Genomic DNA, 26,020 nt, shown 5'->3' with positions numbered 1-26,020 from the left:
CCGGGAGTGCGGACCATCCCCGCCAGAAGCCCCTCCCTACATCCGCCGTACCGCACGGGGCAGGCTGATCATCACCGTTGCCGAGCCAGTCATGCGTGACGGCTGGACGGTGGGCGTCATCCAGCTTACCCGCGTGGCCTCGCAGGTGGATCGCTCACTGTTTGCCATCCGCTCGACCATTCTCTCCCTTTTCTTTCTGGCACTGGTGCTGACGGTCCTGCTCTCATGGTACCTCTCGCTCACCATTGCGCGGCCTCTGCTGCGCCTTGCGGCCTCCGCACAGGTCATGCGCGATACAACGGGGCGCACCGGTACAGTCCCTGCCCGCCTGCTGGCCCGACGGGACGAGATTGGCGATGTCGCCCGTGCGCTACAGGCCAGCGCGCAGGCCTTGTGGAAGCGCATGGACGCCATTGAGCGTTTTGCCGCCGATGTGAGCCATGAGATTAAAAACCCGCTCACCTCCATCCGCTCGGCCATTGAAACCCTGCTGCGCATTGAAGACCTGAACCAGCAGCGCCGCCTGCTGACCATTATTAACGATGATGTGCGCAGGCTGGACCGGCTGATTACCGATATTTCCGATGCCAGCCGCCTGGATGCGGAAATGTCGCGCGCCAAGGCAAGACCCGTGGCCATTGGCCCACTTCTGGCAGTTCTGGCAGAAATTCATCAGGCCACGCGGCAGGAAGATCAGCCGATTATTGTCACCGATGTGCAAAACGATTCGCCCGAAAACCCGTTGAGCGCACTGGCAGTAGAAGACCGGCTGGTGCAGGTCCTGCGCAACCTGATCGGCAACGCCATATCGTTCTCTCCCCCAATGCAGATCATCCTCCATGCCGCCGCCAATGGCAAAATGGTGCGGATTGCCGTCTCGGACGAAGGACCGGGCATTCCGCAGGCCAAGCTGGATTCCATTTTTGACCGTTTTTATTCAGAACGTCCGAAAAACGAGAATTTTGGCCAGCACTCCGGCCTTGGCCTATCCATCAGCCGCCAGATCATAGAAGCCCTGCACGGCAGCATTGCCGTGGAAAACCTGCATGACCACAAGGGGCACATCCGCGGGGCCCAGTTCATCATCGAACTGCCCCGTGTGCCGAGCCCACCCCCGCGCTGACACTGCGCGGGGCCCAGCGCTCAGAACCCGGCAGTGCTTGCGGGGTCTTCTTCCTCTGGCAGGCAGATCACCAGATCAACACGATTTTTGGCGCAGTAGATGGGGCATCCTTGAGCCACATCATGGTCATGCCCGGTGATGTGGACGGAAAAAACTGGCGAAAAACGGGAAAACTGGCCGGAAAATCATCCGCGTCCGCAATATGGCAGACAATGCGGCTAACATCGCGCAATGCCAGATCCCGCTCTTTGAGTAGGGGGATAGCTTCCTCAAAGGCGGCCCTGCACTGATCGGCCATATCCATGCCGGAAGAACGGGGCGCTTGCAGCCCTGCAAGCATAAGACCTTCCGCCGTTTGCACAACGCGCGGGCGACTGGCGACGGAGCGTGGGGTCCGTGTCAGAGTTTTATCTTTCATCACAAGATGATGCTGTAAGGCAGCTTGGCGGCAACCGCAATTTTCCCTTTCGTAACAAATGCGCGGCTACAGGCCTGCCGACGTCATTACGTTAATATCTGGTATAGCAGGTCTGAGCAGAATGCCTTCTCTTCCAGCATAAAACTGCTTTAAACTCCCGCCGCAACCGAATTGCACACCATTTGCCATGACCGGCTCGTTACGAACGTGCACCTTATCGGACAGTAAAAAGGAAGAGCCGTCCATGCTCATGGCGGATGATACGTCGGTTCCGCGCCGCATTCTGCTGGTGTCTGGTCTGTCCGGAGCGGGCAAATCTTCCATCCTGCGGATTCTGGAAGACCTTGACCATGAGGTCATCGATAATCCGCCACTGGGCATGCTGGATGATATTGTAGCCCGTGCGGAACGCCCCGTTGCCATTGGCGTCGATTCCCGCACCCGTGGGTTTGATGCTTCCGCCGTACTGGCCGCGCTGGCCCGCCTGAGGGTCAACCCACACCTGCGCGTGGAGCTGATTTACGCCACTGCGGATGAAAGCGTGCTCCTGCGCCGCTACACCGCCACCCGGCGGCGGCACCCACTGGCCCCCCACAGCAGCGTAAAGGAAGGCATAGAAGCCGAACTGGCCCTGACGGCCCCCCTGCGCGCAGCCGCCGATCTGGTTATTGACACAACAGACATGCCCCCACCCGACCTGCGGCAGTTTGTGGAAAGCCGGTTCAGCCCATGGGTGGGCGGGCCGAGCGAGGGGTTGACCGTCACGCTCATGTCCTTCGCCTACCCTGCGGGCCTGCCGCGGGAGGCGGATATCGTGTTTGACGCCCGCTTCCTGCGCAACCCGCACTACATACCCGAACTCGCCCCCAAAACAGGGCTGGACGAAGATGTGGCAGCCTACGTAACCCACGACACGGACTACCTGCCCTTTCTGGAGCAGATCCACGCCATGTTACAGCTTGTGCTGCCGCGCTTTGTGCAGGAAGGCAAAAAATACGCCACCATTGCCATCGGCTGCTCCGGCGGCAGGCACCGCTCCGTTACAGTCGTGGAGGCTCTGGCCAAACGTCTGTCCGCTCCCGATGGCATGGGTCATTATCAGGGTTCTGGCCAGTGGCCGATCATGATCATGCACCGCGAACTGGCACGTCAGGGCATTAGCGCGTGGCGGTGGGCCAGAAAACCGACCGAAACCCCGCACCCCGAACCTTACTGACCCCGGTTACGGTTCCGTCCCTACCCGTTCAGGCGTGGCCCGCCTGCCTGCTCAGCCGTGCTGGATCAATGTTAATGGAGGCCAGAGCACGCCGCCATTTAACGGTATGATCCATGCCGAACACCAGCTCCCGCGTTGCAGGCACCACCAGCCAGGCGTCATGATGCAGAATTTCCTGCTCAAGCTGTCCAGCAGACCAGCCTGCATGCCCCATGGCCAGCAGGGCATCACGCGGGCCTGCTCCGCGCGCTATGTCTTGCAGCACATCCATGCTGGATGTCAGCGCCACATTATCCGTCACGCGCAGGCTGTCCTGTCCGCTCCACTCCGCAGAATGCAGCACAAGGCCGTGTCCCTCCTCCACCGGACCACCTGCACAAAGGCCAATCCTGCGCACAGGGGGGATAGGGGCGATCTGCAACTGCTCAAGCAGGTCGTCAAAGTCTGGGCGCGGGAGGCGTTTGTTAATGACAAGGCCCATTGCCCCGCCATCGGGTGTGTGGCTGCACATGTAAATAAGGGATTCCCCAAACGGGGTCCCCCCCAACATGGGCGTTGCCACCAGCAACATACCTGCAAGGGAAAGGCCGTTATCCATTACAGCGGGGTCGGGTTGGGGAGTGTTTGCGAATGCCATCCCTGAAGATATGAGAAACACTTCCTTTTTTGGCAAGATTGCCAGCGCATCTGTTGTCTGTAATTCTATGCATCCGCCATATACGGATCAACTGTCAGGGCACCTGTCCATGAACACCCTCTCCCGCTTTCTTAACGCACTGGACAGCTACAAGATTACGGATGGCAGCCAGTTCCACCTTGCCGACCACAACCCCGATGATGACGGACATCTAGGGCTGGACAAGGACACGGGCAAAAAACTGCTCAGGGAGGTCAAAGGTCTGTTACAAGACCTTCAGGAGTTGTTGTACGCGAACCAGAACCACTCGCTCCTGATTATTCTGCAAGGCATGGACGCTGCGGGCAAGGACGGCACGATCAAGCATGTCATGTCCGGGGTAAACCCGCAGGGGGTTGCGGTCACCTCCTTCAAACAGCCAGGTCCTACCGAACTGCTGCACGGTTTTTTATGGCGCATCCATACTGCGGCTCCGCAGGCAGGACGCATCGTTATTTTCAATCGCAGCCAGTATGAGGACGTACTGGTCAGCCGCGTGCACCCCGAACTGCTTAAAAACGGGCACCTGCCCGGAGCGCTCGACACACCGGAATTTTGGCAGGGCCGCTACAGTGACATCCGCCACCTTGAGCACTACCTGAGCAGACAGGGCACTATTGTTCTGAAATTCTTCCTCAACATCTCACGGGAGGAGCAGCGTGAACGCCTGCTGGCCCGACTGGATATTCCCGAAAAGCGCTGGAAATTCTCGCCCTCCGACCTGCATGAGCGCGAATACTGGGATGACTACGCAACCGCATACCAAGATGCCATTGCCCAGACCGCCCGCCCACATGCGCCTTGGATCATCGTGCCAGCCAACCACAAATGGTACGCACGCCTTGTGGTCATTGGCACCATTATTCGAGCATTGCACAATTTGCGGCAGGTTACCCCCAAGCCCGACCCTGACGTCATGCACCAGCTCGATGACTACCGCACACGGCTGCTACAGGAAAAACCCTGAACAGAGCGCTCCGCTGGCAACATTGCAGCAATACCACCGGCAGGCCGCTGCGCCACAGATGCGCACCAGCCTGCCACACCCGCGCATGATAGAGGCCTACCCCCTACACGCAGGCACGCAATGATATTTACAGGGTACTTTCCAGAACCCCGTACCAGCCAAGGCCCTTGTAGGTTTCGTAACCAGGGGTATGTGCATAAGCGATCAGCTTGTCCCCACTCACATAGTAGCCTCGCTCCTCCTTCGGGGTGAACTTGCAGTATTCGCCCGACACACTACTGCCATTGGACGATGCAATAATACGCTTGTTCGCATCCACCAGCATGACCCGTGTCTGGTCCCGCTCTGCATCGGACAGGCGTACGCCTTGCACAATGGCCTCTGCCTGTGGGGCCCAGTCAAATGCTATGCCCAGCACACCCAGCACCTGCCCGCGTGCTTCTCCCCCAGCGCGGATGGCAGTGCTGTAAATGGCCGCCTGTTCATTATTGAGTGCCGGCACGCGGTCTACGTCTGCTACGGCATAGTCCTCGCCACTTTGCGTACGCATGGCCCGCGCAAACCATGCCTCGCCCGACATGTCATACCCAAGCAGGGAGCGATGCGTTTCCGGGCGACCACACGCCACCACCTTGCCGTTAGGGTCCACCACAAAAAGATCCAGATATACCGTATAGGATTGTAAAATTGTGGCCAGACGTTTCGCTGCATGCTGGTACGCTTGGGGGGTGCGGCTCTCCAGCGCCTGTACCATGGCGCTGTCTGTAGCCCACCACCGCACGTCGCACGAACGCTCGTACAGGTTGCGGTCAATCAGATCGACAACATTCAGGGCCAGATCTGTCAGGCGCTCCCCCCTGCCACGCAGGAGCAGGTCGTTCCCCGCTTTTAGCAGGCGGTCCGTGCTGCTATCGGTCGCGGAGCGTAGTTCGGCGGCAATGCCCACAATACGGCTGGCAATACGCCCCATTTCATCGGCCAGAAGGCCAAAAGCAGCTCCGGCCTGCCCCACACGGGCGGCTCTATACGGGTATTGATGGCAAGAAATTTGGCTTCGTTCATGACCGAAGCGATCAGATGAATTTTTTCCCGCGTCATCTGAGAAACTTCATAAGCAAGTTTGAGGATATCGTCTTGCATGCGGGATGTGTCTTTCAGTTCGAAAACGAAACGATGTAATGCGGGAAGGAACACGCCCATTCTCCCCCACGCGATGGCAGAATGTGCCCTATCCCCCTGTTCTGCCTAAATTATTCTGGCCTGTAAACTCCTGCCATCTGGCCCGTTCCTCCGTATTCACGCGTATTTGACAGGCCGTGGCTGCCTCGTCATGAACACACTCAGACACACATTCCATTCAACGACAAGGATTGTCATGACCAGTTTTAAAAACAGTATGGTCCTGTGGACCGTATGCGTGGGTCTGGGCCTGTCCGGCCTTGGCCAGCCGGCTCAGGCACGCCACAAACACGCGCAGGCAGAGCAGCCCAAGACCGTCTCAGCCACATGCGATAATCAGGACTTTTTGAACAAACAGCAAGTGTTTGAAAATGGTGGCCCAAAAGCAGACGCTGCCGTGCATATTTGCGGCACCGTGGTTGCCTTATCACCACAAGCCAAGGTGACGCGTAGTGGGCGACATGGTTATTTTTACATGACGGTCGCCCCCAACATTTCCATCCGCATTGTGACCAATCTGGATGAAATGCACACACCCGCATGGCCATGGGTTGCCAAAGGGGACCATGTAGAGGTGGTCGGCCGCTATTACTATGACTCACCCCGCCAGCAGGGGGTGGACTGGACGCACCGTGGTACCGGACGCTCATGGGGGATTCCGGGTTATGTGCGCGTCAACAACACCCAGTACGACTGAACAAAAAATGGCTGGCCAGAAAAAACTGGCCAGCCACCTGATGTCTTGCAGGTTTTACCGACAAACCTAGTCTGCGGCTTCCTCTTCCTTTTCGCTGCCACGTTCATCCTCACCGGAGGTCGTGGCATTGCCGTCGCTTTGCACGATGTCGAACGACAGCTCGCCATTTTTAAGGCCGATTTTAACAGCCCCACCTTTGGTCAGCCGCCCGAACAGCAGTTCCTCGGCCAGAGGTTTTTTGATGGACTCCTGAATAACCCGGCCCAATGGGCGCGCACCATACAGGCGGTCATACCCCTTCTCGGCCAGCCACTCTTTTGCTGCCGAAGACAGCTCAATTGTGACATGCCGGTCCGCAAGCTGTGCCTCAAGCTGCAGAACAAATTTCTCCACAACCTGCCCGACAATTTCCTGCGTCAGATGGGCAAAGGGGATAACCGCATCCAGCCGGTTGCGGAACTCGGGAGTGAACAGGCGCTTGATTGCCTCCTCATCCTCGCCTTCGCGCACTTTGCGGCCAAAGCCCACGGCCTCCTTGCTCATGTCGGACGCACCGGCGTTGGTGGTCATGATCAGGATAACGTTCCTGAAGTCCACGACCTTGCCGTTATGATCCGTCAAGCGGCCATTATCCATGACCTGAAGCAGAACATTATACAGGTCTGGGTGTGCTTTTTCGATCTCGTCCAGCAGCAGCACGGCATGCGGGTGCTGGTCAATGGAATCAGTCAGCAACCCACCCTGATCGAACCCGACATACCCCGGCGGCGCTCCAAGCAGGCGGGAAATGGAGTGACGCTCCATGTATTCCGACATGTCAAAGCGGATCAGCTCGATCCCCAGCGCATTGGCAAGCTGGCGGGCCACTTCCGTTTTACCAACCCCGGTCGGGCCGGAGAACAGATAGTTGCCAATCGGCTTTTCAGGATCACGCAGCCCCGCACGCGCCAGTTTGATCGCGGCAGAGAGTGCGTCGATCGCCTGATCCTGACCGAACACCATTCCCTTAAGGTCACGCTCCAAAGACCGCAGCACTTCCTTGTCATCGGCGGAAATGCTTTTGGGTGGAATGCGCGCAATGCGGGCAATAATGTCTTCCACGTCCTTCAGGTTCACCGTCTTGCGGCGGCGGCCTTCTGGCTGGAGCATGCGCGATGCCCCGACCTCGTCAATCACGTCAATCGCCTTGTCGGGCAGTTTGCGGTCATGGATATAACGCGCAGACAGCTCTACCGCTCCACGAATGGCCTCTTCCGTATAACGGACCTTGTGGTGTTTTTCGTAGCTGCCCTTCAGGCCGCGCAGGATCTTGACCGCATCATCAATGCTGGGTTCAGGCACATCAATCTTCTGGAACCGCCGCACGAGGGCACGGTCTTTTTCAAAGTGCTGGCGGAACTCCTTGTAGGTGGTCGAGCCAATGCAGCGCAACGTACCAGCCGCCAAAGCGGGCTTGAGCAGGTTGGACGCATCCATGGCCCCACCGGAGGTAGCACCTGCACCGATAACGGTGTGGATTTCATCAATAAACAGGATCGCGTGCGGGTCCTGATCCAGCTCCGTGACCACGGCCTTGAGACGTTCCTCAAAATCACCACGATAACGGGTGCCAGCCAGCAGTGCGCCCATGTCCAGCGAGTAGATGGTGGACTTGAGCAGCACTTCAGGCACGCTTCCTTCCACAATCCGGCGGGCCAGACCTTCTGCAATGGCGGTTTTGCCAACACCGGGGTCACCCACATACAACGGATTGTTTTTGGTGCGGCGGCATAGGATCTGGATCGTGCGTTCGATTTCGGTATCCCGCCCGATCAGGGGGTCAACCTTACCGGCCAGCGCCTTATCGTTCAGATTGACGCAGTAGGTGGACAGCGCATCCTGATTTTTCTGGGTTTTTGCCTCAGCACGCTCGGGTTCTTCGCCCTTTTCCGTGCCCGAGCCCGTGCTTGCAGCCGGGCGGCGGGTGGCGCGGTCGGGGGCTTTGGCAATCCCGTGGGAGAGGAAGTTCACCGCATCCAGCCGCGTCATATCCTGCAATTGCAGGAAATACACGGCGTGGCTTTCGCGCTCGGCAAACAGGGCGACCAGCACATTGGCCCCCGTCACCTCATCCCGTCCGGTGGACTGCACATGAATGGCCGCACGCTGGATAACACGCTGGAATGCAGCCGTGGGCTTGGGTTCAGTCGGGCGATCGGACGCCAGACCTGCCAGATCCTTGTCGAGAAAGCCTGTCAGGTCTGTCCGCAACCGGTCCAGATCAACCCCACAGGCGCGGAACACCGTTACGGCGTCCGAATCATCAACCAGGGCAAGAAGCAGATGCTCTAGCGTGGCATATTCATGGTGCCGTTCTCCGGCCAGAATAAGCGCCCGATGCAGCGTCTGCTCAAGATTGCGTGACAACATGACGAGACGCTCCTTTCCCAGGACTTTCCGATCATGGCAGAACTAACGGGAGACCACGATCGCATGCCCTGCAATCATATTTGGCCGCTTCGGCAAGAAATGCGAGTCATAACCACGCAAAAAACGTACGCTCACGCATTTTTCGTTCTCACATCATGCAGGAATGCTGGTTTTTCGCGCTTTTTACGCGGTCGCCTCAACCGCAAAAAAGACGCGGCCTCATCCTTCTGCATGGAGTTAGCACCGCACTTAAGGCGGCACCCTGTGCTTCAGTCTTTTTCTATGGTGCACTGCAAGGGGTGCTGGTTCTGGCGCGCAAGGTCCATGACCTGAGAGACCTTGGTCTCCGCCACCTCGTAGGTGAACACGCCACACACGCCCACACCCTTGCGGTGGACGTTCAGCATGATGTCTGTCGCTTCTTCCCGATTCTTCTGGAAAAAACGCTCAAGGACGTACACCACAAACTCCATGGGTGTGTAATCGTCATTGAGCATGAGCACTTTATACATGGCGGGTTTACGGGTTTTGGGCTTGGAACGCACCACCACGCCAATTTCCGCATCATCACGGTCCGAATCCATACCCCCATCACGCCGCGACGGCCCGTTGCCTGTATGCAGAACAGGAAAATAAAACGCGGCCATGGCAACCAAACTCCAAAGGCAGGGGTGGAAAAACGTGAGGTGTTCCTTACCATCATATTGGCAAAGCCAAAGCACAATAAAAGGTGGCAGAACGACAGTATGGCGGATGCATACCCGTATGGAACCGCACTGTGCCATATTTATGCCGCATACTGGCCCAACATGACACAAAGAGGCCCCAGACATGCCCTTTACGGATTCCATGTGCCGGGCCTCCAGTTTTTTACCGCCATGCTCTTGCGATTCCCAACAGTAGGCGGAATAGTGCTCCATACGGCACAGGTGGGGGTAGCAGTGGCAGATAAAGCGGCGTTCGGGCAGACAGCGCAACACAACAGACCAGCATTTGGCAATAACCCCAAAACCCTGCGTGCACGTCGGTGGGCGGCACTGCTTGCTGGTGTAACCCTTGGTGCTTTTGCGGGGGCCGGGCAGGCCCATGCCCAGTACGCCGGGCAGATCAGCTCCATTGTTATGGATGCCAAAACCGGGACCGTTCTCTCCCAGACCGATCCGGACCTGCGCCGCTACCCTGCCAGCCTGACAAAGCTGATGACCCTGTATATGACCTTCAACGCCCTGCGCGCGGGAGCCATATCCCTTAATCAGTCTGTCCCGGTTTCCATTCATGCGTCCACCATGGAGCCGTCCAAGCTTGGGCTGGTTCCGGGGTCACGCCTGAGTGTTGAGCAGGCTGTCCTTGCGCTGGTCACCAAATCCGCCAACGATGCCGCCTGCGCACTGGGCGAACTGATTGGTGGTGGCAGCGAGCCGCAGTTTGCTGCCATGATGACCCAGCAGGCCCATGCGCTTGGCATGTCCCAGACCGTGTTCCGCAACGCCTCCGGCCTGCCGGACCCCGACCAGATGACCACGGCGCGGGACCTTGCCACCCTCGGCCGACGCCTGATTGCGGACTTTCCCGAGTATTACCATTATTTTGCCACGCCCGCCTTCCGCTTTCATGGTCGCTTCATTCCCAACCACAACCCCATGCTCAAGATCTATGCCGGAGCAGACGGGATGAAGACGGGTTATACGCAGGAGGCAGGGCGCAACCTTGTAACCTCCGCCATACGCAGCAATGTGCGTCTGGTTGGGGTGGTTATGGGGGCGTCCAGCAACACCCAGCGCTCACTGGTTATGGCCAACCAGCTTGACCATGGGTTTGATGCAGAAGGTGTAGCCCCTGTAGCCCGCCCGCTCATTGTGGCACAAGCCAGCGCCAGCCAGCGCCAGCGTGGCCGCCATGGTGCGCTGCTTATGGCCGCCGCCAACCACAGGCATGCACCGCTTGAAGTGGCGGAAGCCCCCGCGCCGCGCCGCCACCATGGTGCCATTACCAGCGTAAGCCACGGCCACCATGCAACGGTTATTGGCGCCAAGGTGCACACCATTTCCACCCCCACAATCCGCCATGGCCTGACCCGGCGCAGCGCGAGCCACAACCGCACCTGAGCATTTTCTGCTCATTCAGATTACCCGTTATAACCAAAGCGGGTTGCGTTTGTGGCCTGCACTCTTCATCTTGCTGCTTTCTCAAAAGCACCAACAATGATGAGGGAGTGCAGAATGGCGGGCAGAGGCGGTATCGTTCTCCATACCGAAGAAGACTTCAAACACCTGCGCGCGGCAGGCCAACTGGCCGCCGCTACGCTGGACATGATTACGCCTTACGTCAAACCCGGCGTAACCACGGGCGAACTGGACCGCATTATTCATGCCTATACGCTTGAACACGGCGCCACCCCCGGCCCGCTGAACTACCGTGGCTACCCCAAGTCGTGCTGTATTTCGGTCAATCATGTTGTGTGCCATGGCATTCCGGGGGACCGCCCGCTGATTGAGGGCGACATTGTCAATATTGACGTCACCCCAAAGCTGAACGGCTGGTTCGGCGATACAAGCCGCATGTACACGGTGGGCAAGGTATCCATAAAAGCTGCCAAGCTGATTACCACCACTTACGAAAGCCTGATGCGTGGCATAGAAGTGGTGCGCCCCGGCGCAACCCTTGGTGACATCGGCTATGCCATTCAAAGCCATGCCGAAAAGCACCGTTACTCCATTGTGGAAGATTTTTGCGGTCATGGCATCGGGCAGGTTTTTCATGCCGAGCCAAACATCCTGCACTACGGTCGCCCCGGCGAAGGCATGAAACTAAAGGCCGGGATGGTGTTTACCATTGAGCCCATGCTCAACATTGGCAAACCCGAAGTAAAAATTCTTGAAGACGGCTGGACCGCCGTAACACGCGATCGTTCCTTGTCTGCGCAGTTCGAGCATATGCTGGCGGTCACACAGAACGGGTACGAAATTTTTACCCGCTCCCCCGCCGGTTACGACTGCCCACCCTACCCGACAGAAGGATAAACCCCATGCAGGCCGCCTCCACCACGCTTTCCTCCCTTGTCATGCGTCATGTGGTGCTGGCGGCACTCTGTCTGGGGGGCGGGGCTACGGCCCTGCCCGCTCAGGCTGCCCGGGTTGCAGACCCACTGGCCTATGGCAGTGCACCTGCCACCGTAGCCCCAGCCGCCCCTGTTGCGGGGCAGCATGGCATGGCGGTTTCCGCCCAGAAGCTGGCGTCCGAGGTCGGGGCGCGCATTCTGGCCAAAGGCGGCAATGCAGCCGATGCGGCTGTGGCCATGGGGTATGCGCTGGCCGTTGTTTACCCCGCCGCCGGTAACCTGGGTGGAGGTGGCTTTATGATGCTGCGTCCACCGGGCCAGCCCTCCATTTTTTTCGATTTCCGGGAAAAAGCACCTCTTGCTGCGACGGCTGACATGTATCTGGACAGCAAGGGCAATGTTATTCCCGACCTGTCCGTGCTGGGGTGGAAAGCCGTTGCCGTTCCCGGTACAGTTGCAGGGCTGGACGCGGTGCACGCACGCTGGGGGCACCTGCCCCGGCAGGTGATTATGGAACCTGCCATAAAACTGGCCCGTGACGGATTTGTGCTGGGCGAAGGCGATGTGGAACTCCTGAACACCTCCACGGCGGCATTGGCCAAAGACCCCTATGCCCGCAAAATCTTTTTACGCCCCGATGGCTCCCCTTTCCAGCCGGGTGACAGGTTGGTGCAAAAAGACCTGGCGCACTCACTGGAGCTGATCGCGCGCAACGGCGCCGATGCCTTTTACAAAGGGCCGATTGCCGCCACCATTCTGGCCCAGTCCAAGGCGCATGGCGGCATTTTGCAGGCCGAGGATTTTGAGCGCTACAAACCGCGTGAACTCCCCCCCATAACCTGCTCCTACCGCGGCCTGCTGGTAGAAACCGCACCACCACCCAGCGCAGGCGGCATAGCCCTGTGCGAAATGCTGGAAATTCTGGCCGGGTATGACATGCACGCGCTGGGCCTGCACTCCGCTCCGGCTGTGCAGCACGAAATTGAGGCCATGCGCCGCGCCTACTCCGACCGGCGTAACCTTGGCGACCCGGCTTTTGTCCACAACCCGGTCAGCAGCCTGCTGGACCCCGCCTATATTGCCAGCGTGCGCGCCCACACGCCAACAGACCACGCCACCCCATCAGACACACTACGTGCAGGCGTTGCCGAACCCGAAAAACCGGAAACCACGCAGTTTTCCGTTATTGACCAGCATGGGTTTGCCATTTCCACCACCTACACACTCAATGGCTGGTTTGGTGCCAAGGTCATGGGGGGTGATACCGGTATTATCATGAATGACGAGATGGATGATTTTTCCATCAAACCCGGCGCACTCAACATGTTTGGCATTCCCGGAAGCGTGGCCAACGCCATTGCTCCGGGCAAAACGCCGCTGTCCTCCATGGCACCGACCATTGTCTCCCGCGCAAACAGGCCGGTCATGGTCATTGGCAGCCCCGGCGGGTCGCGCATTCCCACCATTGTGCTGTCGGTCATTCTGGGGGTGGTGGATTATGGGCTGAACATCCAGCAGGCCATAGATCTGCCCCGCCTGCATGAGCAATGGATACCCCAAAGTGTGGAATTGGAGGCCGGAGCACTGAGCGCGCAGGTACAGCAGACGCTGGAGCAGGAAGGATACAGCTTTGTCCTGCATGCACCATGGGGCATTCCTGAAGGTATTCTGGTTGGTGGCCCCAGCCTGAACAGCCATGGCCCTGCACGCTTTTATGGTGGCTCCGACCACCGCCACCCCGGTGGTGCAGCCATAGGGGAATAATCCCCCGGCCCTACAGGCGGTCCAGCCTGTGCGTGACCCCCTGCGGGTCACGCACCTGATGCGCGCCGGTAATATAGTCCGGACCAAGGGGAACCTTGCCGTAACCACCGGGAATATCCAGCACATAAATCGGCCATGCCAGCCCCGTAACACGCCCGCGCAACCCGGCCAGAAGGCGCTGTCCCTCTTCTACCGGGACATGAAAATGCGCAGTTCCCGGAGCGGGGTCGAGCTGGTGCAGGTAATAGGGCCGCATACGGTTTTCCACCATGGTACGGAACAGCTCTTCCAGCGCGGGTTCACTATCATTCACACCACGCAGCAGAACTGACTGCCCAAGCAGGGGTATGCCACGCCGGACAATACGGCGCAGGCTCTCCCGCGCTGCGGGTGCCAGCTCCCGTGCATGGTTGACGTGGACCGCCATCCACATGGCTTTTTCTGTTTCCAGCGCATCCAGCAAGGCGTCCGTCACACGCTCTGGGGCTGCCACGGGAACACGCGTATGCACCCGGATGGTGCTCACATGCGCCATGGCGGAAAGTGCCGCCACAATCTCACCCAGCCGACGGGGGGAGAGCATAAGCGGGTCCCCACCGGTCAGGATTACTTCCCTGATCTGCTCATGTGTGCGCAGCCACTCCAGCGCACGGTGCAGGGCGTCCTCATCCAGCACGCCGCCGTCTGGCCCCACATGCTCTCGCCGGAAGCAGAAGCGGCAGTACAGCGGGCACACCAGCAGCGGCTTGAGCAGCGCACGGTCCGCATAGCGGTGCACAATGCCCGGCACGGGGGAGAGGGCATCGTCCCCTATCGGGTCGGAGCGTTCCTCCGGGGTTACCACCAGTTCGCGCGCACTGGGCACAACCTGCACACCAATCGGGTCATCAGGGCTTTGCATCAGGGCTGCAAAGGCAGGGGGGATGGCTGTTGCGTAATGTTGTGCAACCGCCCGCAACTCCGCCGCCTGCGTGGGGGCCACCATACCGGCGGCAATCAGTTCATCTGGGGTGCGCAGCGTTCGGCTGGTCGCAAAAGGGGGCTTGACCGGGGAAGACATGTACCGCCTCTACTCCGCCCATGTCTGTGTCTGCAACATCTCATCTGCCCGTTGGCACACCGGACCCTGAGCATCTTCGGGACCGGTTGCCATTTTTACGCCGCCGCAACATGGTCCTGCGTGGCACACGCGCCTTTCTGGAAGCCCGCGGCTGCATGGAGGTGGAAACCCCCTGCGCCACCCCCACACCGGGGGAAGAGGTCCATCTGCTGCCTTTCCAGACCATGCGCGAAACGCCCGATGGCCAGCGCCAGCCCCTGTTCCTGCACACGAGTCCCGAGTTCGCGATGAAGCGCATTGTCGCGGCTACCGGGCTGCCGGTGTTCCAGTTTGCCCGCGTCTGGCGCAATGGCGAGGCCAGCGCCACGCATGCCCCGGAATTTACCATGCTGGAGTGGTACCAGCCCGGCATGCCCCTGACCGGCCTGATGGATGAGACCGAAGCCCTGCTCAAGGCGGTCCTCCCGCCAACCATACACCGCAACACCTGCACACTGGACATGAGCCTGCCCTTTGAACGACTGAGCATGGAGGAGGCTTTCCGCCGCCATGCGGGGGTGGACCTGCTGCCCACGCAGGGCAACGCACAGGCACTGGCCCACGCCGCAGGCTGCCCCCTGCGTGAAGGGGAGCTCTGGGAAGACCTGTTCTTCCGCCTGTTGCTGGAACGAATCGAACCCGCCATCGGCCAGACACGCCCCACGTTTTTAACCCATTGGCCAGCAAGTCAGGCTGCCTTAGCCCGCAAGGACCCCACCGACCCACGCGTGGCCCTGCGTTTTGAACTCTACGCCGCAGGCATGGAACTGGCCAATGCGTTTGACGAGCTGACAGACCCCGCCGAACAACGCCAGCGCTTTGCGCAGGACAGGCCGAGCGCCAGAGCCTTTACCCCACCCGCCCCACCTGGCCCATGGACGAAAAACTGCTCCACGCCCTGCCCCACATGCCTCCATGCTCCGGCATTGCACTGGGCTTTGACCGGCTGGTCATGCTTGCCAGTGGGGCACGGCATATACAGGATGTCTTGTGGATACAGGATTAGTCTGCAACATTTAGCCTCCACAGGTGTTCTGATGCATGATCCACCCATGCGCTGAACACCACAGGCGTATTCCACCAAGAGGCAAGTCCGTGCCATGCCACATGCAAACAGAATTTTACTGGTCGGGCTTCTGGCCCTTGCCGCCTGCCAGGTTCCCAGCGCGCAGGAGCGCCGCAAGCTTGACTCCATGATCGGGCACCCCACCGTGGATGTCATCCGGACATTTGGCGTGCCCACACGCCAGTTCACCACCGGGGACCATACCTTTCTGGCCTATATCACGCAGGAGACCGACTACACCATGCCCATGGGCGGTGGCTGGGGATATGGTCCCGGCTGGGATGGCGGCTGGGGTTACGGTGGCTGGGGCGGTTATGGCGGCGGCTGGGGTGGCTGGGGCGGCGGCATAGGCACGGCCTATACCTATAGCTGCCAGACCAACTTTGAGCTGGTGAACGGCCTTGTCGTCAGTTGGACAATGCGCGGTGATGGCTGCTAGGCCAACTGGAGCATGCGCCATCTGAGCGGCCCGTCAGACACAGACGGCACCATGGTCACCTACACGCCCTCCACCCCGCTGCGCTCCCTGAAGGTGTGGAGTGGACGGGCGGTCTGCCTGTTGGCACTCGCAGGCATGAACATGCTGGCCGGGTGCGCACAGAGCCCCGCCCGGCAGGATAGTTACACAACCCCGCTTTCAACCTGTGCATATATGATGCCAACAGTCTCAGGCACCCGCACACACGGCTACCATGGCATGCCCGGCACTATCCCCAGCAACCGGTTGATAGTGCTGTGGCGTACAACAACCCGCAAACGCCAGCCTTCTGTGACCGCCCACTACCGGACACGTTGCGCAGTTCGCTCGAACTCGCCGATTACACACATCTGCTGGACAGTTCCGGCCTGCTTGCCACCTTGCAGCAGGCGGGGCCATTTACGGTTTTTGCCCTGCCCAATGCTGCGCTGGAAAACTACAATACGCGCCTGGGGGGACAACTGCTCAACCCGACCCACATCAACACGGTGCGGGACATGCTGGCTTATACGATTGTTACAGGAAACTGGCCCCACAAGGCCTTACGCGCAGCGGTTGATGCAGCCCCTGCCCACAGCCTGTCGCTGCCGACCCTGAGCGGGCAACCACTTACAGTCTGGCTGGACCAGACAACCGATCAGATCATGGTTGGCACACCCAATGGCGTAAACAGCCAGCTCTGGGTTATGGGCATTCCCCAATCCAACGGTGTGCTGTATTTTACCCGCTCGCTGCTGCTGCCGCCAAAAGCGCAGGTTGTGCCCACACCCAACACAACAAGCGCGCCGTAAACCAGCACGCCTCTGGCCACCATACAAACGGAATGGAAGCCTTGCTTCAGGCTCTGCTGTTCAGAGCACCCATGGGGTGGGGTCATCCCACCAGCATACATCAGGCATGACAAAGTCCACATCACACCCAGCGAGCGTGCGGGCTTCCTCCGGGGTGCTTGCGCAAGCCACGGCGGGTAGCTCCATCATCATACACCACCACTGGGCAAGGGCCTGCACCGCCTGCGTCGCCTCTGCCTTATCGGGGGCATCGGGCGCAAAGCAGATATAATCCGCCCCTTCCTCCCCAGCACGCATGGCGGCATCGCGGCTGCTGCCTACGACCACGCCAAGTTGCAGTTCATCCCCGATCTGGCGACGAACATCCCGCACACTGGCGTCCTGATAACTCGAGGACAGATGAACACCATCGCACCCGGTCTGTATGGCCAGTGCGGGGGCGTCTTCGAGCATCAGGGCAATGCCCATGTTCTGGACAAGGGGGCGAATAGCCCCGATCAGGTCGATGGCGGCAACAGGTGTGAGCCCACCGCCCAGACGCAGCAGCAAAGCTGCTGGCTGGTGGTGGGCCAGACGCTGTTCCAGCACAGGCAAAAACGCATCGGCATGCAAAAGCGGAGGCGTAACAAGATAAAGCTCCGACACTCCGGCTACCTTTCCCACACGATGCGCTGATCCATCATTCAGTTCTTGAAAATGGTGATGATCTGGTCCAGCAGAGCCAGAGCTTCCGCCTTGGGGCGCTGGAACACGTTACGGCCAATGATGGAGCCAAAGCCGCCACCGTCATGAATACCCTGAATGGTCGCCAGCAGGTTGTCCGTGCCGGTATGTTCCCCACCCGAGAAGATGACGATACGACGGCCAGCAAAGCTGGACTGCACAACATGGTTGATACGGGCTGCCAGAGTGGCCACGTCCACCTTGTTTTTTTCATACACAGGTTTGCAGGCGTCGAGTGCAACAACATCGGTCGGCGGCTTGACCTTGATGATGTGTGCACCACACAGGGCGGCCATATGTGCGGCGTACGCACAGACGTCCACTGCGGTTTCGGCCTTTTTGTCCAGCACCGGACCGCGCGGGTAGCTCCATGCGATCACAGCCAGACCAACAGACTTGGCTTCGGCTGCGAGTTCACGCAGTTCTTCCATCTGGTCGAAGCAGTATTCGGAACCGGGGTAGATGGTAAAGCCAATACCAGCACAGCCCAGACGCAGCGCGTCAGCCACGGTGCCGGTTACGGCCTGGTCTTTTTCGGTCGCAAGGCTGTTGGAGCTGTTGCACTTGAGAATAAGCGGAATTTCGCCCGCAAAGGTGGCGGCACCACATTCAAGCATACCCAGCGGTGCGGCATAACCGCTCAGCCCGGCCTCAATGGCAAGCTGGAAGTGGTAGTGCGGGTCATAGGCGGCCGGATTGGCTGCGAAAGAGCGGGCTGGACCATGCTCAAACCCCTGATCTACCGGCAGAATGACCATTTTGCCGGTTCCACCCAGCTTGCCTGCATTAAGCAGACGGGCCAGATTCGTCTTTGTACCGGGGTTATCGCTCTCATACTGATTGAGAATAGCCTTAACCTTCGGGGTCAGCGTCATGTGGAACAGTCCTTCTTTTGCCTTGTGTCCGGCACATTATTTTCCGGATGCTGGTGTTGGCAATAACCGTGGGCGAAATACCCGACAAGAGACGATGTGGCACTTACCGGCGTGATAAGGTTAAATGATGGCGGGCGCTGTGGCAGAAGTGCTGCGTTTTGCTGTGCGTACAAGGCCCGGACCGTCTCGTATTGTGGGTTTTGCTGGCGCAGAATGGCAGCTTGCTGCCCACAACGCAACGCCATGAGCGCCCCAGCCGGACTACTGTCACAATCGAGCACGTGCATAAAGCTCCGTGTAGCCGATTCTGCCACCCCTTCCATCAGAGCATGCCACCAGCCGACCCCCATGAACGCTGCTGCACCGGGGGGGGAGAGCAGACCAACACAGCCGCCATACGCCGCCTGATCTGCCGCATACAAGGCCATGCACGCCTGCGCACGGCCAGACACACACACATAGCGGATACCCGAGGGAGACAATGAGAAAAGTGGCCTGTTTTCCGTGAGCATGCTTGACGCGATCGCTTTTGCAGGTGATTCCTTATCCCCAAGAGAAGGGAAAAGGAATGCAGGATCAAGACGTGGAGCCGCACTCACCCCAAGGCAACAGCTATGCCAGCATGCACACCCGCGTAACATCTGCGGAAGAGTCCATCACCCGTCTGGACCGTGCCTTGCAGCGCATTTCCTTTGCTCTTGATAAAAAGCAGCAAAAAAACCACCCGCCTCCAACATAGACCAGCAGGAACTGCTGGCCAACATAGATGCGCTGATCCTGCGTGTGCGTGACGCACTGGAGCAGACCAGCACCTCCGCATCCAGCCATGACCCGCTCCCACCCACGCCTGCGGAGGAGAACTGACCCATGGCGCTTGTTTCCGTTCATATCAACGGCCACAGCTATACTGTTGGGTGCGAAAACGGGCAGGAACGCCACGTTCAGGCCATGGCGCATCAGGTTGAACGCCGCGTGCAGCAGGTGCGCAATCTGGGTTTTAGCGGCGAGAGCCGTCTGCTGGTGCTGGCCGCCCTGCTGATGGCGGACGAAATTCAGGATCTCTCCGGCAACCGGGTGCCCGAAAGCACAATTCTGGCCGCACAGGACGCCGAACGCCTGCGCGCAGAACTGGCCCTGACCAACCACCGGCTGGCCGATCTGGCCGACACTGCGGAATCTCTTGCAGTGGAGATAGAGCGCGCCTACATAGAGAAGGCGGAGCTGCCCGATACGTGAGGCAAGTCATCCCCTGGGCCGATAAGCACTTCCTAGGGAGCTGGCTCTGTTGTGGCCCTGGTCACATTACCCGGCGCCCACCTGCACTAGCAGGTCCTGGAGGTTGAAAGACCCACGGTCCATGGTGCTCCGCACACCCCCCACACAAGCAATGACCCGCCAGACGTTGCCGCACGCAAAAAAACACTGAGACTCCAGTGCGCAGCGGCCCTGCGCGCGCGCAACGTGCGGCTTGACCACGGTATTGTCCGGCGGCTGGAGGCTTTGCTCCATCCCGGAGCTGGCCCCATTGCCTGTGTATGGCCACTTGCGCATGAGGTGGACCTGCGCCCCCTGTGCCATACGCTGGCGCAGGCCGGTGCAAATGTTGTGCTCCCCCAGACACCCCCACGCGGCGAACCACTGGTTTTTCGCCAATGGGTGCCAACATCCACCATGCTGGCTGGCCGCTTTGGCACACATTACCCCGATGGCCCAATTATGGAGCCACGTATTGTGCTGGTACCCCTGCTGGGCTTTGACCGCACCGGCAACCGCCTTGGCTACGGAGGGGGGTATTATGACCGCACACTGGCAGCCCTGCCACACGCCGCCAGTATAGGCTATGCTCCCTCCACACAGGAGGTGGCGCAACTGCCTTGCGGCCCCCATGACAAGCCCCTGAGCTGCATTGTAACCGAAAAGGAGGTTATTCGTTTTGGCTGACCCACACCCGAGCACCGTGCGAAAGACCAGCGCGTGAGAATTCTGTTTTTAGGCGATATTGTTGGTCGCACCGGGCGCGATGGTGTGCTTGCCCGCCTGAGCGACCTGCGCGCGCGGCTGGCGCTGGACCTTGTGGTGGTCAACGCAGAAAACGCAAGCCATGGCTTTGGCCTCTCCCCCGCCATTGCCACCACACTGCTCCAGAGCGGGGTGGATGTGATCACACTGGGCAACCATGCCTGGGACCGCCGAGACCTGATCGGCCATATTGACGGCGAACCCCGCATTATCCGCCCGCTCAACTACCCGCCAGCCACCCCCGGTCAGGGGAGTGTGGTCGTCGCGCTGGCCGATGGGCGCAAGGCTCTGGTGGTCAATGTTATGGGGCGGTTATTCATGGACCCGCTGGACGACCCCTTCCGCTGCACAAACGAACTGCTCAACAAGCACCGCATGGGGGCCACGGTGCAGGCCATTGTTGTGGATATTCATGCCGAGGCCACGAGCGAAAAATGGGCCTTTGGTCACATGCTGGACGGCAGGGTATCGCTTGTTGTGGGCACCCACACCCACACACCCACAGCCGACCACCGTATTCTGGCCGCAGGCACTGCCTTCCAGACCGATGCAGGCATGTGCGGGGACTACAACAGCGTGATCGGCATGACCAAGGAACCTGCCGTAGCCCGCTTTGTGCGCAAAATGCCCGGTGAGCGGCTCCAACCCTCCGAAGGGGAAGCCACGATCTGCGGCATTATGGTGGAAACGGACGATGCAACGGGCCTAGCCCGCCGTCTGGCCCCCTTGCGTCAGGGCGGTTTGCTTGCCCAGACCATGCCGGACTTCTGACGTAGACCCGAATTAAAGTTACCAGACCACCGGGCGGGTACCGACCTGCCCGGTAGCGCGGCAGGTACTACCCTGCTTTTGTGCAAAACGCCTGTACCGCAACCTGCGTGGCCAGAGTTAAGGGCTCAGGCAGGGCATCCAGAGCAAACCAGCCCAGCCCATCATGCTTGTGGGGTTCGCATAAACGGGGCTCTCCCTGCACTGCATCCACCATGTAAACCGGGGCGACCCAGTGCGTCCCTGCTGCGCGGTCAATCTGGTCCACTACGCAGAGCAGAGAACCGGCTTCAGGCTCCAGTCCCACTTCTTCTCGCACCTCACGCATGGCGGCATCCGCTGCGGTTTCAAACGGGTCCACCTTGCCTCCGGGCAGACCCCAGCACCCGGCTTCTGGCGCTCTGACACGCCGGATCAGCAACAGGCATCCATCACGCAGAATAAATGCCCCACACCCCACGGCAGGCAGCATGCGCTACCACACCAGCCGATGCACTGCCGCAGTAGGCTGCAAACCAGCCGCACGGGCCTCGGCCGTAGCCAATGCCATGTCATTGCCGATCATTTCCTGATGGATACCGCCTAAAATCCACAGGCTGTCCACACCGACGGCGGCAGCCCCGCGGATATCAGTTCCCAGCGCATCCCCAATTGCCAGAATGCGGGTATGCGGCACATCGAGCATAGCAAACACGGGCTGGTAAACGCCGGGGTACGGCTTGCCAATCCAGCGGACATCGCCCCCCTGCTCGGCATAAAAAGCCGCCAGAGCGCCCGCACAGATCTGCCGGTTACCCCCCTTGATCACTACCCTGTCAGGGTTTGCGCAGATCATGGGCAGGTTCCGCGCAAGGCAGGCGCGCAGTTCGCAGATACGGCTCCAGCGTGGACACCCCCCGCTCCAGATCCGGCCCCGTGTTCATGACAAAATCAGCCATGCCCACATCGCTCACACGCTCAATATCCAGCCCTTCATACAGGCCCAGATCATGCACGCCGCCAATGTGAAGCACCCTGTTGCCAAGACGCGCAAACCACGGGTCTGTCCGCGCCAGCATCTGGCGATGTGTTTCCTCCCCACTGGTCATCACCCCGTGGTAGAGGCTGCGGTCCACGCCAAACCCTTCCAGCTGTGTGGCAATAACACTGGCAGGACGTGGCGCATTGGACAGCAGGACAACGCGCTTGCCAGCAGCACTCAGTGCGCGCAGGCACTCCAGAGCACCGGGGTATGGCTGAACCCCGTCATGCACGGTGCCCCATAGGTCTACGATGTACCCATCATACTGGCTGGCGAGCGCCTGCAGCCCGGTAACCTGCGGGACGGTCCAGTTCTCGGTCTTACTCACAGGTCCACTCCACGGATGTCGTCCAGTGTTTCCACCCCCGCAGCACGCATGCTCTGGAGCATCTCCTGCTTGAGGCGCCCCAGCAGGGCCGGTCCTTCATACGCAAAGGCGGTATAGACCTGCACCAGATCAGCCCCCAGACGGATACGGTCGAGAATATCCTGCCCGCTCTCAATCCCCCCGCAGGAGATAAGTGCCAGACGCCCTGCGGCAATATTGGCAACAATACGCAGCATATCGCGCGAGCGGGTGGCCAGCGGACGCCCAGACAACCCACCAGACTCGCCCTTGTACGCACTGCGCAATGTGGCTGGCCGGGCCAGTGTGGTGTTGTTGATTATCAACCTGCGCGCCACCCTGCACCGCAGCTTCCACAATCGGGGCTATGGCGTCATCTTCCAGATCAGGGGCGAGTTTGACCAGCAGGGGGGGACGTTCGGGGTGGCGGGCAGCAATGGCGTCCAGAATACCCTTGAGCTTTGCTGCATCCTGCAAACCCCGCAGCCCCGGCGTGTTGGGGGAGGACACATTGAGTACAATGTAGTTCACATACGGTTTGACCCGCGCCACAAGAGCCGGATAATCCCGCTCGGGGTCTGCCCCTGTTTTGTTAATGCCAATATTGGCACCCACCGGCACACCTGCCCCACCGGCACGCCCGGATGGCAGGGGGCGGGTCAGGCGGGCAAGCCGCACAGCAAACCTGTCTATGCCCTGATTATTGAACCCCATGCGGTTGATGACCGCACGGTCCTCCTCCAGCCTGAACAGGCGTGGTTTGGGGTTCCCCGGCTGGGGGCGCGGAGTTACTGTACCCGCCTCGACAAACCCGAAGCCCAGACGCGCCAGCGGACGCAGCACACGGGCGTTCTTGTCAAAGCCTGCGGCAATGCCGATCGGGTTGGAAAACCGCATACCCAGCGCACGCGTGGCCAGAGCCGGGTCGTCCTCGGGGCGTTTGAAAGGGACAGAAATGCCCAGCGTAAGGGCATCTATGGCAAGCTCGTGCGCTTTTTCGGGGTCAAGTTTGCGCACAAGCGGCAGGGAGAGGGATGCTAGCACTGACATGCCTTTTGTACTGCCCCAAGCCGCCCACCAAGGAAAGAGAAAAAAACAGGCCGGTGTGCACACGATTTGCTGCTAAAGTTTTACTTGCAATTAAGAGTGATTCTCATTTAATGATCCTTCATGACCGATAGCAAGGGAGGGAGGCGCTGCCTCCGGATCATGTCATGCATCGTACACCCGTCTACCTCACCGATCTTGCCGCCAGCGAACGTCTGACCCTATGGACCATCCGCCGCCTTGCTGGCGCACCGCCCGCATGTGGGGCTGCTCCCGGCGCATCGGGCAGCCTGTTCCTGCCCTGCTTCCGACAGGAGTTCATGGCCGTCTCCCAAGCTTTTCAGGATGCACTGACAGATATGGCAGCACACGAAATGCCCGCTCTGGATATTTGCGCAGGCAGCACGCTGGCCGTGACGGAGACAGAATACAATCTGCTTTTGGCCACTGAAGCCGCGCAAAACGAGCGGGAAACCGATATGCAGGCTCTCCTGCGCCCCCTACTCCCCTTTGCACGCCTGCGCCAGCGCATGATGGCGGCCCTGACAACTCTGGGCGCATGCCTTGCCGGGGCGGGCTACTGGCTCTCGCACCATGCTGCACGGCCCTTGCAGCAACCGGTTGCCACGGCGGCCCTTAATCGCGCTGCCTACCCGGCAACAGCCGCCCTTTCCGTTGCGCGCTGGCATGATCTGGACATGAGCATGGCCCACTCATGGCGCCATACCGCACCACGCCATAGCTTTGCTCCACGCAGTGCGGGCTGAACCTCTAACGGGCTACGCACATGCGCAACCAGTTGCGCAGCATGCCCGCACCAGCTCTGAATGGTTCACGGACCCGCAGTGTTAAACATGCTGATGCCGATGGAGTCTGGCACAACAATAGTGATGCAGCGTTAATTGTTCTCTTTATGTTCCATTTTGGTGCATTCTATGCCATAATGCGCAGGCAATGCCTACGCCCATACGCCGCATTATCCATATCGACATGGATGCATTCTATGCCTCGGTCGAACAGCGCGACAACCCTGCCCTTAAGGGGCGGCCCGTTGCCGTGGGGCACTGCCAAGAACGCGGTGTTGTTGCCGCTGCCAGCTACGAAGCCCGCAAATTTGGCGTAAGGTCGGCCATGCCCTCCCTGATCGCCCGGCGCAAATGCCCTGAACTGGTTTTTGTTCCCCCCAGATTTGAGGCGTATCGGGCTGTCTCTGCCCAGATTCACGCCATTTTTGCCCGCTATACGCCACTCATACAGCCACTCTCGCTGGATGAGGCTTACCTGGACATCACCCATCCCCTACTCCGCCGCGCCTCCGCCACCGCTATTGCGGAGGAGATACGGGCCAGTATTTTTGAACAGACCGGCCTGACCGCCTCTGCCGGAGTGTCCTACAATAAATTTCTGGCCAAGCTGGCATCCGACCATCGCAAACCCGATGGCCTGTTTGTTATTCCACCGGGGAGGGGAGAAGCTTTTGTAGCACCCCTGCCTGTTGGCGCATTCCATGGTGTTGGCCCCGCCACCGCCCGCCGCATGAACGCTCTGGGGATTCATACCGGGGCTGACCTGCGCACATGCGGGCTGGATATTCTCAAACACCACTTTGGCAAGGCTGCCACGTTCTACCACGGCATTGCCCAAGGCGTGGACAACCGACCTGTGGAGCCCAACCGCCCCCGCAAATCCCTTGGTAAGGAAACCACGTTCCTGCAGGACCTGCATGCCGAGGTCGAACTGATGCAGGCCATGGGCAGCCTTGTGGCTCAGGTCTGGGCCGCCTGCCAGAAACGCACGCTCAGCGGGCGCACGGTCACGCTCAAACTCCGCCACTCAGACTTTACCCAGCTTACGCGCAGCCAGTCCTTTGCACACCCGGTCAGGAATGAAGCCGCATTGCATGATGCCGCACGCGGGTTGCTGGCCCCCCTCCTCCCCCTCGGCAAACCCGTGCGCCTCCTGGGGGTCTCGCTCACCGGGCTTGCACTACCGGGACAGCAGGAGGCAGCAAGGCAACTCTCTTTGCTCCCATAAACCCTGCACCGTGCAGCCTTATGCACAATATTACCCAAGAATCCATCATAATTGTTTTGATATAGAAACAGTATAGGAGTGAACATTTTGCTAACAAAATAAAATATCTGGCACAAAATCAGAAAATATGGACAGACTCGCGGGAAAATTACATGTTCACACAGCCGTTTTAATCCCACCCATGTCTTTACACCCGCAACAATTCAGGGCAACCGATACAGTTCCATAACAAAAGACTGTCTTGCA

24 protein-coding genes, 1 other RNA gene and 4 pseudogenes are annotated in these 26,020 nt (G+C 59.6%); 17 read left to right on the top strand and 12 right to left on the bottom strand.

Translation table 11 applies throughout. The features are described 5' to 3' along the window. On the top strand, positions 1–1,123 hold a 1,123-nt coding region (locus JCM25146_RS10675), incomplete at its 5' end, for a sensor histidine kinase (RefSeq protein WP_035372452.1). A gap of 67 nt (positions 1,124–1,190) precedes the next feature. Here the strand turns inward: JCM25146_RS10675 and JCM25146_RS18845 are convergent. Continuing rightward, on the bottom strand, positions 1,191–1,541 hold the full coding sequence (locus tag JCM25146_RS18845) for a RidA family protein (protein ID WP_025827877.1): 351 nt from the start codon (positions 1,539–1,541) through the stop codon (positions 1,191–1,193). Positions 1,542–1,785: 244 nt separating this feature from the next. Between JCM25146_RS18845 and rapZ the strand changes: the two genes are divergently transcribed. Further along, a complete protein-coding gene (gene rapZ, locus JCM25146_RS10665) occupies positions 1,786–2,757 on the top strand; it encodes an RNase adapter RapZ (protein ID WP_025827875.1) in 972 nt (323 codons plus the stop codon). Between the two features lie 28 nt (positions 2,758–2,785). Here rapZ and JCM25146_RS10660 read toward each other — a convergent pair whose 3' ends face one another. Further along, positions 2,786–3,394 carry a YqgE/AlgH family protein gene (locus JCM25146_RS10660; RefSeq protein WP_025827874.1) on the bottom strand — a complete coding sequence of 203 codons (609 nt, stop codon included), beginning with the start codon at positions 3,392–3,394 and terminating at the stop codon, positions 2,786–2,788. Positions 3,395–3,503: 109 nt separating this feature from the next. Here JCM25146_RS10660 and JCM25146_RS10655 point away from each other — a divergent pair, with 109 nt between their 5' ends. Both JCM25146_RS10655 and JCM25146_RS22480 read left to right on the top strand, forming a co-directional pair. Continuing rightward, complete coding sequence (locus tag JCM25146_RS10655; protein WP_025827872.1) at positions 3,504–4,400, top strand: polyphosphate kinase 2 family protein; 897 nt, start codon at positions 3,504–3,506, stop codon at positions 4,398–4,400. After that, a complete protein-coding gene (locus JCM25146_RS22480; protein WP_159101985.1) occupies positions 4,363–4,524 on the top strand; it encodes a hypothetical protein in 162 nt (53 codons plus the stop codon). The genes JCM25146_RS10655 and JCM25146_RS22480 overlap by 38 nt, the downstream gene beginning before the upstream one ends. A 3-nt stretch (positions 4,525–4,527) precedes the next feature. Here JCM25146_RS22480 and JCM25146_RS18840 read toward each other — a convergent pair whose 3' ends face one another. Beyond that, positions 4,528–5,412, bottom strand: coding sequence for a cache domain-containing protein (locus JCM25146_RS18840; protein ID WP_199897727.1), 885 nt, complete (start codon positions 5,410–5,412; stop codon positions 4,528–4,530). A gap of 363 nt (positions 5,413–5,775) precedes the next feature. On the opposite strand from JCM25146_RS18840, the gene JCM25146_RS10645 reads away from it, so the two are divergent. Beyond that, entirely contained in the window at positions 5,776–6,276 is a 501-nt protein-coding gene (locus tag JCM25146_RS10645; protein ID WP_025827870.1) for a DUF3465 domain-containing protein, read from the top strand. Between the two features lie 66 nt (positions 6,277–6,342). On the opposite strand, the gene clpA is transcribed toward JCM25146_RS10645, so the two are convergent. Together clpA and clpS are read right to left on the bottom strand one after the other, a co-directional pair. Further along, positions 6,343–8,685, bottom strand: coding sequence for an ATP-dependent Clp protease ATP-binding subunit ClpA (gene clpA, locus JCM25146_RS10640; RefSeq protein WP_025827869.1), 2,343 nt, complete (start codon positions 8,683–8,685; stop codon positions 6,343–6,345). A 269-nt stretch (positions 8,686–8,954) separates the two neighbouring features. Then, the gene (gene clpS / locus JCM25146_RS10635; RefSeq protein WP_025827867.1) at positions 8,955–9,332 is read right to left on the bottom strand and encodes an ATP-dependent Clp protease adapter ClpS; all 378 of its coding nucleotides are present in this window, start codon (positions 9,330–9,332) and stop codon (positions 8,955–8,957) included. 99 nt (positions 9,333–9,431) lie between these two features. Between clpS and JCM25146_RS10630 the strand changes: the two genes are divergently transcribed. From JCM25146_RS10630 to ggt, 3 genes are all read left to right on the top strand, one after another. Further along, positions 9,432–10,790 (top strand): D-alanyl-D-alanine carboxypeptidase family protein, encoded by a 1,359-nt coding sequence (locus tag JCM25146_RS10630; protein ID WP_242401060.1) that lies wholly within the window; start codon positions 9,432–9,434, stop codon positions 10,788–10,790. A 114-nt stretch (positions 10,791–10,904) separates the two neighbouring features. Beyond that, the gene (map, locus tag JCM25146_RS10625; RefSeq protein ID WP_025827865.1) at positions 10,905–11,705 is read left to right on the top strand and encodes a type I methionyl aminopeptidase; all 801 of its coding nucleotides are present in this window, start codon (positions 10,905–10,907) and stop codon (positions 11,703–11,705) included. Positions 11,706–11,710: 5 nt separating this feature from the next. Next, positions 11,711–13,507: a gamma-glutamyltransferase gene (gene ggt / locus JCM25146_RS10620; RefSeq protein ID WP_025827863.1), complete on the top strand. Its 1,797-nt coding sequence runs from the start codon at positions 11,711–11,713 to the stop codon at positions 13,505–13,507. A gap of 10 nt (positions 13,508–13,517) precedes the next feature. Here ggt and JCM25146_RS10615 read toward each other — a convergent pair whose 3' ends face one another. Further along, complete coding sequence (locus JCM25146_RS10615) at positions 13,518–14,567, bottom strand: lysine-2,3-aminomutase-like protein (RefSeq protein ID WP_025827861.1); 1,050 nt, start codon at positions 14,565–14,567, stop codon at positions 13,518–13,520. A gap of 20 nt (positions 14,568–14,587) precedes the next feature. On the opposite strand from JCM25146_RS10615, the pseudogene epmA reads away from it, so the two are divergent. From epmA to JCM25146_RS18830, 3 genes and pseudogenes are all read left to right on the top strand, one after another. Further along, positions 14,588–15,612 (top strand): annotated as a pseudogene (gene epmA / locus JCM25146_RS18835) (EF-P lysine aminoacylase EpmA). A 94-nt stretch (positions 15,613–15,706) separates the two neighbouring features. Continuing rightward, positions 15,707–16,111: a hypothetical protein gene (locus tag JCM25146_RS10605; protein WP_025827860.1), complete on the top strand. Its 405-nt coding sequence runs from the start codon at positions 15,707–15,709 to the stop codon at positions 16,109–16,111. 296 nt (positions 16,112–16,407) lie between these two features. Then, positions 16,408–16,941: a fasciclin domain-containing protein gene (locus JCM25146_RS18830; protein ID WP_159101984.1), complete on the top strand. Its 534-nt coding sequence runs from the start codon at positions 16,408–16,410 to the stop codon at positions 16,939–16,941. A 60-nt stretch (positions 16,942–17,001) separates the two neighbouring features. On the opposite strand, the gene JCM25146_RS10595 is transcribed toward JCM25146_RS18830, so the two are convergent. The 3 genes from JCM25146_RS10595 to JCM25146_RS18825 are packed head-to-tail and all read right to left on the bottom strand — an operon-like array spanning position 17,002 to position 19,051. Next, positions 17,002–17,586 (bottom strand): thiamine phosphate synthase, encoded by a 585-nt coding sequence (locus tag JCM25146_RS10595; protein WP_025827858.1) that lies wholly within the window; start codon positions 17,584–17,586, stop codon positions 17,002–17,004. Positions 17,587–17,624: 38 nt separating this feature from the next. Next, positions 17,625–18,539, bottom strand: a complete 915-nt coding sequence (locus JCM25146_RS10590; RefSeq protein WP_025827857.1) for a class I fructose-bisphosphate aldolase — start codon at positions 18,537–18,539, stop codon at positions 17,625–17,627. Next, complete coding sequence (locus JCM25146_RS18825; RefSeq protein WP_025827855.1) at positions 18,536–19,051, bottom strand: hypothetical protein; 516 nt, start codon at positions 19,049–19,051, stop codon at positions 18,536–18,538. Before JCM25146_RS18825 ends, JCM25146_RS10590 begins: the two co-directional genes overlap by 4 nt. 355 nt (positions 19,052–19,406) lie before the next feature. On the opposite strand from JCM25146_RS18825, the pseudogene JCM25146_RS23890 reads away from it, so the two are divergent. The 4 genes and pseudogenes from JCM25146_RS23890 to JCM25146_RS10565 form a co-directional block, all read left to right on the top strand. Further along, positions 19,407–19,601, top strand: a pseudogene (locus JCM25146_RS23890) (cell division protein ZapA); the annotation flags it as partial. A 153-nt stretch (positions 19,602–19,754) separates the two neighbouring features. After that, positions 19,755–19,909: non-coding RNA, 6S RNA (ssrS, locus tag JCM25146_RS21470), on the top strand. A gap of 52 nt (positions 19,910–19,961) precedes the next feature. Beyond that, complete coding sequence (locus JCM25146_RS18815) at positions 19,962–20,480, top strand: 5-formyltetrahydrofolate cyclo-ligase (protein WP_081774832.1); 519 nt, start codon at positions 19,962–19,964, stop codon at positions 20,478–20,480. A gap of 33 nt (positions 20,481–20,513) precedes the next feature. Then, complete coding sequence (locus tag JCM25146_RS10565; protein WP_025827850.1) at positions 20,514–21,329, top strand: TIGR00282 family metallophosphoesterase; 816 nt, start codon at positions 20,514–20,516, stop codon at positions 21,327–21,329. 67 nt (positions 21,330–21,396) lie between these two features. Here the strand turns inward: JCM25146_RS10565 and JCM25146_RS10560 are convergent, their stop codons facing one another. The 3 genes and pseudogenes from JCM25146_RS10560 to JCM25146_RS18805 form a co-directional block, all read right to left on the bottom strand. Further along, on the bottom strand, positions 21,397–21,798 hold the full coding sequence (locus JCM25146_RS10560; RefSeq protein ID WP_025827848.1) for an NUDIX hydrolase: 402 nt from the start codon (positions 21,796–21,798) through the stop codon (positions 21,397–21,399). Positions 21,799–21,801: 3 nt separating this feature from the next. Continuing rightward, positions 21,802–22,675, bottom strand: a pseudogene (locus tag JCM25146_RS18810) (TIGR01459 family HAD-type hydrolase). Then, a pseudogene (locus tag JCM25146_RS18805) lies at positions 22,672–23,743 on the bottom strand (quinone-dependent dihydroorotate dehydrogenase). Before JCM25146_RS18805 ends, JCM25146_RS18810 begins: the two co-directional pseudogenes overlap by 4 nt. A 164-nt stretch (positions 23,744–23,907) precedes the next feature. Between JCM25146_RS18805 and JCM25146_RS10540 the strand changes: the two are divergent. Continuing rightward, positions 23,908–24,507, top strand: coding sequence for a hypothetical protein (locus JCM25146_RS10540; RefSeq protein WP_025827842.1), 600 nt, complete (start codon positions 23,908–23,910; stop codon positions 24,505–24,507). Between the two features lie 187 nt (positions 24,508–24,694). Then, a complete protein-coding gene (gene dinB, locus JCM25146_RS10535) occupies positions 24,695–25,774 on the top strand; it encodes a DNA polymerase IV (protein ID WP_025827841.1) in 1,080 nt (359 codons plus the stop codon). Positions 25,775–26,020: the final 246 nt, after the last annotated feature.

Origin of the sequence: Acetobacter okinawensis JCM 25146, assembly GCF_000613865.1 — a bacterium.
Lineage (GTDB): Bacteria > Pseudomonadota > Alphaproteobacteria > Acetobacterales > Acetobacteraceae > Acetobacter > Acetobacter okinawensis.
Note: the sequence above shows the minus strand (reverse complement) of the source record. Positions and strands in the feature narration are given on the sequence as shown.

Coding starts and splice junctions, on each gene's coding strand:
- JCM25146_RS10645 (WP_025827870.1), top strand. CDS start 5,776: ATGACCAGTTTTAAAAACAGTATGGTCCTGTGGACCGTATGCGTGGGT.
- JCM25146_RS10655 (WP_025827872.1), top strand. CDS start 3,504: ATGAACACCCTCTCCCGCTTTCTTAACGCACTGGACAGCTACAAGATT.
- dinB (WP_025827841.1), top strand. CDS start 24,695: ATGCCTACGCCCATACGCCGCATTATCCATATCGACATGGATGCATTC.
- ggt (WP_025827863.1), top strand. CDS start 11,711: ATGCAGGCCGCCTCCACCACGCTTTCCTCCCTTGTCATGCGTCATGTG.
- JCM25146_RS10605 (WP_025827860.1), top strand. CDS start 15,707: ATGCCACATGCAAACAGAATTTTACTGGTCGGGCTTCTGGCCCTTGCC.
- JCM25146_RS18825 (WP_025827855.1), bottom strand. CDS start 19,051: ATGCTCACGGAAAACAGGCCACTTTTCTCATTGTCTCCCTCGGGTATC.
- JCM25146_RS10630 (WP_242401060.1), top strand. CDS start 9,432: ATGGCGGATGCATACCCGTATGGAACCGCACTGTGCCATATTTATGCC.
- clpS (WP_025827867.1), bottom strand. CDS start 9,332: ATGGCCGCGTTTTATTTTCCTGTTCTGCATACAGGCAACGGGCCGTCG.
- JCM25146_RS10560 (WP_025827848.1), bottom strand. CDS start 21,798: ATGCTGCCTGCCGTGGGGTGTGGGGCATTTATTCTGCGTGATGGATGC.
- JCM25146_RS10660 (WP_025827874.1), bottom strand. CDS start 3,394: ATGGCATTCGCAAACACTCCCCAACCCGACCCCGCTGTAATGGATAAC.
- clpA (WP_025827869.1), bottom strand. CDS start 8,685: ATGTTGTCACGCAATCTTGAGCAGACGCTGCATCGGGCGCTTATTCTG.
- rapZ (WP_025827875.1), top strand. CDS start 1,786: ATGCTCATGGCGGATGATACGTCGGTTCCGCGCCGCATTCTGCTGGTG.
- map (WP_025827865.1), top strand. CDS start 10,905: ATGGCGGGCAGAGGCGGTATCGTTCTCCATACCGAAGAAGACTTCAAA.
- JCM25146_RS10615 (WP_025827861.1), bottom strand. CDS start 14,567: ATGTCTTCCCCGGTCAAGCCCCCTTTTGCGACCAGCCGAACGCTGCGC.
- JCM25146_RS22480 (WP_159101985.1), top strand. CDS start 4,363: ATGACTACCGCACACGGCTGCTACAGGAAAAACCCTGAACAGAGCGCT.
- JCM25146_RS10590 (WP_025827857.1), bottom strand. CDS start 18,539: ATGACGCTGACCCCGAAGGTTAAGGCTATTCTCAATCAGTATGAGAGC.
- JCM25146_RS10540 (WP_025827842.1), top strand. CDS start 23,908: ATGCATCGTACACCCGTCTACCTCACCGATCTTGCCGCCAGCGAACGT.
- JCM25146_RS18845 (WP_025827877.1), bottom strand. CDS start 1,541: ATGAAAGATAAAACTCTGACACGGACCCCACGCTCCGTCGCCAGTCGC.